The 5,437-nt window shown below is 57.4% G+C and carries 3 protein-coding genes and 2 pseudogenes; 3 read left to right on the forward strand and 2 right to left on the reverse strand.

What is annotated here, in order from left to right; all coding sequences use genetic code 11:
- The first annotated feature begins 275 nt into the window (after nt 1-275).
- Together fbp and ppa are read left to right on the forward strand one after the other, a co-directional pair.
- On the forward strand, nt 276-1,277 hold the full coding sequence (fbp, locus tag CINSTRO3249_RS12240) for a class 1 fructose-bisphosphatase (protein WP_074013485.1): 1,002 nt from the start codon (nt 276-278) through the stop codon (nt 1,275-1,277).
- A gap of 180 nt (nt 1,278-1,457) precedes the next feature.
- A complete protein-coding gene (gene ppa, locus CINSTRO3249_RS12245) occupies nt 1,458-2,042 on the forward strand; it encodes an inorganic diphosphatase (RefSeq protein ID WP_074013486.1) in 585 nt (194 codons plus the stop codon).
- A 124-nt stretch (nt 2,043-2,166) separates the two neighbouring features.
- Here ppa and CINSTRO3249_RS12250 read toward each other — a convergent pair whose 3' ends face one another.
- Together CINSTRO3249_RS12250 and CINSTRO3249_RS12255 are read right to left on the reverse strand one after the other, a co-directional pair.
- Nucleotides 2,167-2,529 (reverse strand): gamma-glutamylcyclotransferase family protein, encoded by a 363-nt coding sequence (locus CINSTRO3249_RS12250; RefSeq protein WP_074013487.1) that lies wholly within the window; start codon nt 2,527-2,529, stop codon nt 2,167-2,169.
- A 2-nt stretch (nt 2,530-2,531) separates the two neighbouring features.
- A pseudogene (locus tag CINSTRO3249_RS12255) lies at nt 2,532-5,180 on the reverse strand (translocation/assembly module TamB domain-containing protein); the annotation flags it as partial.
- Between the two features lie 25 nt (nt 5,181-5,205).
- Here CINSTRO3249_RS12255 and CINSTRO3249_RS17700 point away from each other — a divergent pair.
- Nucleotides 5,206-5,437 (forward strand): annotated as a pseudogene (locus CINSTRO3249_RS17700) (hypothetical protein); the annotation flags it as partial.

Genomic DNA, 5,437 nt, shown 5'->3' on the forward strand with positions numbered 1-5,437 from the left:
TGCTCATGCTGAGTTTCCAGCACTAGATTAACTGCCCGTTCACGGACTTCCGGAGAGTAACGTTTGGTCGTTGTCATAGAGACCTCCACTTTTAAAGTATAGACTCTAATTTATCCGGGGTGATTCACCCCGGCCGATTGATAGAAACGGTATTTGATGATGTACTGGTAATCCGTTTAGGCTAAACTGGATGGACAAACGCGTAGTGGTAAAAAAATTATACCGCTTTTCATCCGTAGCTTCAGGGTCCTTTTTAAAGATTCAGGGAATGTGTCATGAAAACTTTAGGCGAGTTTATTGTTGAGAAGCAGCATGATTTTCCGCATGCCACCGGCGAGCTTACCGCGTTACTTTCAGCGATAAAGCTCGGGGCTAAAATCATTCACCGTGACATCAACAAAGCGGGACTGGTGGATATCCTCGGCACCAGCGGGGCTGAAAACGTGCAGGGCGAAGTCCAGATGAAGCTGGATCTGTTCGCCAATGAAAAGCTGAAAGCGGCGCTGAAAGCCCGTGGACAAGTGGCGGGCATTGCTTCCGAAGAAGAAGATGAAATCGTCGTCTTTGAAGGGGTGGAAAACGGCAAGTATGTGGTGTTGATGGATCCACTGGACGGCTCGTCCAATATCGATGTCAACGTTTCGGTTGGCACCATTTTCTCCATTTACCGGCGCATAACCCCGCTCGGCACACCGGTGACCGAAGAAGATTTCCTTCAGCCCGGCAACAAACAAGTGGCCGCGGGCTATGTGGTCTACGGTTCCTCCACCATGCTGGTGTATACCACCGGCTGTGGCGTACACGCCTTTACCTACGATCCGTCGCTGGGGGTGTTTTGCCTGTCCCATGAAAGCGTGCGTTTTCCCGCCACCGGGCAGATGTACTCGATAAACGAGGGCAACTATATCAAGTTCCCCAACGGGGTGAAGAAATACATCAAATACTGCCAAGAGATGGACGAAGCGACCCACCGTCCTTACACCTCGCGCTATATCGGTTCGCTGGTGTCCGATTTCCATCGCAATTTACTCAAAGGCGGCATTTATCTTTACCCCAGCACCGCAACCCACCCCAACGGTAAGCTGCGCCTGGCCTATGAATGCAATCCGATAGCCTTTCTGGCTGAGCAGGCCGGCGGTAAGGCCAGCGACGGCAAAAACCGTATTTTGGACATCCAGCCGCACGAGCTGCACCAGCGTTCCGCGTTCTTCACCGGCACGGAGTCAATGGTTAACGACGTCGAGCGCTTTATCCGCGATTATCCAGATAGCGTTTAAGCCGGGGAGTAGGTCGGCGCGACAGCGCAGACTGCCCTGCTGTTACTCTATGTGCCCGCGCCACAGGCCGGGCAGCCGCCGGTGTGACCGGCGCAACAGCGTGAGCCCACCCGCGGGCGCCGGGGGAAATCGGTTATACTAGCCGCCTTGCCACTAATTGGAAAGTTTAAGGAAAACGCCATGAGTTTGAATCAAGTACCCGCAGGCAAAGATCTGCCGGAAGATATTTATGTGATCATTGAAATTCCGGCTAATGCTTCCCCCATTAAATACGAAGTTGACAAGGAAAGCGGCGCCCTGTTTGTCGATCGCTTCATGTCCACCGCAATGTTCTATCCCTGTAACTACGGCTATATCAACCACACGCTTTCACTGGATGGCGATCCGGTGGACGTGCTGGTGCCCACACCCTATCCGTTGCAGCCGGGCTCTGTCGTGCGCTGCCGTCCGGTGGGCGTGCTGAAAATGACCGATGAGTCCGGCGAAGACGCCAAGCTGGTGGCGGTGCCGCACACCAAATTGTCGAAAGAGTATGACCACATCAAAGACGTCGACGATCTGTCGCCGCTGCTGCGCGCGCAAATCACCCATTTCTTCGAGCACTATAAAGATCTGGAAGCCGGCAAATGGGTGAAGGTCGACGGCTGGGACAACGCCGACGCGGCCAAAGCCGAAATCATCGCCTCTTTTGAGCGCGCCAAAAAGTCATCACGGCGCCAGAAAGTAATCACGGCGCCAAAATGTCGTCTCGGCGCCAAAAAGTAATCACGGCGCCGAAAGTCGGCACAGCGCTAAAAAGTCATCACGGCGCTATAAAGTCTTTTCGGCGCTAAAAAAAAGTCGTCTCGGCGCTAAAAAAAAACCGCTCACCGAGCGGTTTTTTTACGCCTCAGCCGGCTTCGTCGGAGTGATCCTCGTGCCGGCGTACCCAATCTCCTCCCGGCAACAGCCTTAGGTCGTCCACCGGACGCTGATACAGATACATCCAGGCGCTGCCGTAGGGCGTGCCGATAAGGATGCGCTTGTATTCGCCGCTTTTGGTGCGCAGCGCATCCAACTCCGCCAAGGTGGTGGAATCTATGCGGTACACTTCGCCATAGACCGCGCCATTGCCCGACACTACCGCCGGGTAATGGCCGAGATCGTAAAGTTCGTAGCATGGAATAGTGTAATCTCCCAGCCATTGGGCGTTCGTCATCCAGTGACTGTTTCCCTGTTTGCGTCGCAGACTACCATAAACAATTATTCGCATGGTTAAAACTCAAACCGATAGAGCAAGTCTAGCGCCTGGTTAAGACCAGACACGGCTTCCAGATAAAGTTTAGGCATTAAACGATAACGCAGCGTTAACGTCGCCAAAGAATCAAAAATACACACACCGTATTTAACCTGCAGACCGGGCGCGATATATCCGCTGACCACCACCTGGGAGCTGTCGCCAACCCCTTGGGTATCCAGCGCCAAATCGCTTACCCCGAATGCTTGTCCGATTTTACCCACAACTTGCCCGCTTTGCGCAACCCCCATGCCAATTAACATCGACGTCATCATATTGCTGTCGGCGCCAGAGGCGTCCAGACCCTGTCCACGCAGTAAATAAGACAGCGCCTCCTGCTGGGATTTGACCGGATCGGAAAAGACTTCCACTTTCGGCTGATCGGCCAATCCGGTCACCCGCACCCCCGCAGTGACATCATCTTCAGTCGAATCCGGATTGCGAATGGCTTCGATGTTCAGATAAGGCTGATCGACCGGGCCGGAGAACAGCAGTTGGCCTTTATTGACGATCAAATCCTGCCCGTAGGCGTGGAAGCGGCCGGAGGGAATATCGATTTGCCCGTTAAGTCCCAGCCCTTGTTTATCCTGCGCCACTTTCAAATCGCCCGTCAGCCTGGCCTTCAGGCCAAAAGCGTCAAGGCGCACATCCGGGCCGACGTGAACCAGCAGATTTGAGCTAATCGGGATCGCGGCGCCGCCGCCGCTGTCGGGTACCGGTTGCAGGTTATCGTCCAGCAGCACTTCATCGCTGGAGACGCCGACCGCGCTTTGCGGCATATCTTTCACCTCGATACGCGCCCAGGGGATATCGACCTTACCGTTGAGGGCGAACAGCGTCGGCGTGGCTTCAAACACGATATCCGGCGACATATCCAGCCGCACCATCGGCGGTACGGTGATGCGCACCCGGTTGCCCTGCGCGTTAATGCGCGCGCGCCAGGCTTCCATCCTGCTCCAGTCGGCGTCGCCGGTCAGGTTGAGCTGGCCATGGGTGGTACCGATGAGGCCTTGCAGCGCGGAGCGGGTACCGGCGAAGGAAAGCGCCAGCCGGCTGTCGGTCATGGCAAAAGGCATGAAAGTGCCTTTGATCACCAGACGCTCCAGCCCCAGCTGACCGTAAAGCTGTGGCCGCTGCACATCCCCGCCGAGACGCAGCGCGGCGTTAACCAGCCCATCGACGCTTTCGCCCCGCGACAGCAGCGGTTTCAACAGCGCCAGCGAGAGATTATTGATATTGACATTGCCGGACAGCCCGCGCCGGCTCAGGGGATCCGCGACCTGCACCTGACCGTTGAACTGGCCGTTACCGGCAATTTTTATTAACCAGTCCAGACGCGCCAGGCCCTTATCCAGCGCAGCATTGAGCGTCAGCGTCTCAAAGTCCACCGGTAGCGTCTTGCCCTGCACGGTCTGGCTGACTTTCACGCCGCTGCCCACCAGCGCCACTTTACCCTGCGGCAAACCGCCGCCCGCGGTCCAGCGCATATCGGCCCGGCCGGTAAAGACGCCGCTGGCCTGCGTCTCTGCCGGCAGCATCGGTTTTAGCATCGCCAGGTCAAAGCGGTTAAGCAGCACACTCGCCTGCCCGGACGCGCCGAGGTCAATATTCTGCGGCGCACAGATCTGCGCATTGGGGTTTTGCCAGCAGTGCGGCCCCATGACCAGATTTTGCGTCGCGGCCCGGTAATCCAGCGTCATGGCGCGCGTCAGCCGCCACTCCCCCACCGGCGTATCAAAGCGGGTTTGGCTCAGCGTACCTTGCCAACGCTGCTGCTGCCGGTCGAAGCTGCCGTTCAGCTGTAGTTGGCCGGCCACCGGCTCGCCCTGCATCGCCAGCTTCAGTTGATGCTGCTTTTCATCGCCGGTCGCATCCAGGGTCAATTGCGCGATGGACAGCGCCCCCTGCTGCAGGCGATCCAGCCGCAGCTGCACGTTGCCGCGGACGATGTCGCTGGAGCGCACATCCCCCTGCAGCGCGATACGCGCAATGCTCATTTCCCCCCAGCGCAGCGCATGCGCGTCGAGATCCATCAGCAACTGCGGCGCCTGCAGATTACCGCGCAGCTTGATATTCCCCGCCGCCCGACCGCCCAGGCCCGGCAGCGCGCCGTTCAGCGCCGGCGCGTTGAGCACGGCGTCCAAGGCGAAGGCCTCGTTCAGCTCGCCTTTCACGTTCAATTGGTTGCGCCCCAGCGCCAGCAGCAGCTGCGGCACCTGCCACTGACCGGCGGCGTTACCGCGCAGCGATCCCTTGGCGGTCAACGCGTTCTGACGAATTTGACCGTGCAGATCCAGTTCAGGCACCTGTAATTGCCAGTTGCCGCCGTAGAGGCTGCCGCGGCTGGTGATTTTCCCCTCCACCCGCGCCGGCCAGTCCGGCCACTGGCGGGCGGTATTAATACCGCTTAACGCCAGCTCACTGCGCCAGCTGATGGCGCGTTGCCAGTCCACGACCGCGCTCAGGTCAGTATTGCCCTGCAACGGCGCCAGCCGCAGGCGCGACAGCGTAAAGCCGTCGGTGTTGCCCTTGGCGTCCATAGTCATATCCGCCGGCGGCAGGCCCTCGCCGCTAAGCGCCGCTTTCAGCGCCAGCCGGTAATCCCGCGCTTCGCCGTCCAGCCGTAAGGCCATAGGTATCTACACATTTATCGTGATACCTGTTATTACTTTGCAGAATGATTTCAACCTATCTGTTGGCGGGATTGACTCTCGCCTTACCCGCCGATATCAGACGCTGGTTAAACAGCATATGACACCCGCGGCTCTTCTTGCTTCTGCGGTTAAAGACCTCGCAAGTGCTCAAAAATCAACTTTCGCAACTACCCAAGCTGTCTGGCGTTTTCTGAATAATAAGCGAATTAGCTTCAGTCAACTCAATGAGC

Origin of the sequence: Candidatus Sodalis sp. SoCistrobi (genome assembly GCF_900143145.1) — a bacterium.
GTDB lineage: Bacteria > Pseudomonadota > Gammaproteobacteria > Enterobacterales > Enterobacteriaceae > SoCistrobi.

Bases quoted from the DNA above. Each gene is read 5' to 3' on its own strand.
- fbp (WP_074013485.1), top strand. From the start codon at position 276: ATGAAAACTTTAGGCGAGTTTATTGTTGAGAAGCAGCATGATTTTCCG.
- ppa (WP_074013486.1), top strand. From the start codon at position 1,458: ATGAGTTTGAATCAAGTACCCGCAGGCAAAGATCTGCCGGAAGATATT.
- CINSTRO3249_RS12250 (WP_074013487.1), bottom strand. From the start codon at position 2,529: ATGCGAATAATTGTTTATGGTAGTCTGCGACGCAAACAGGGAAACAGT.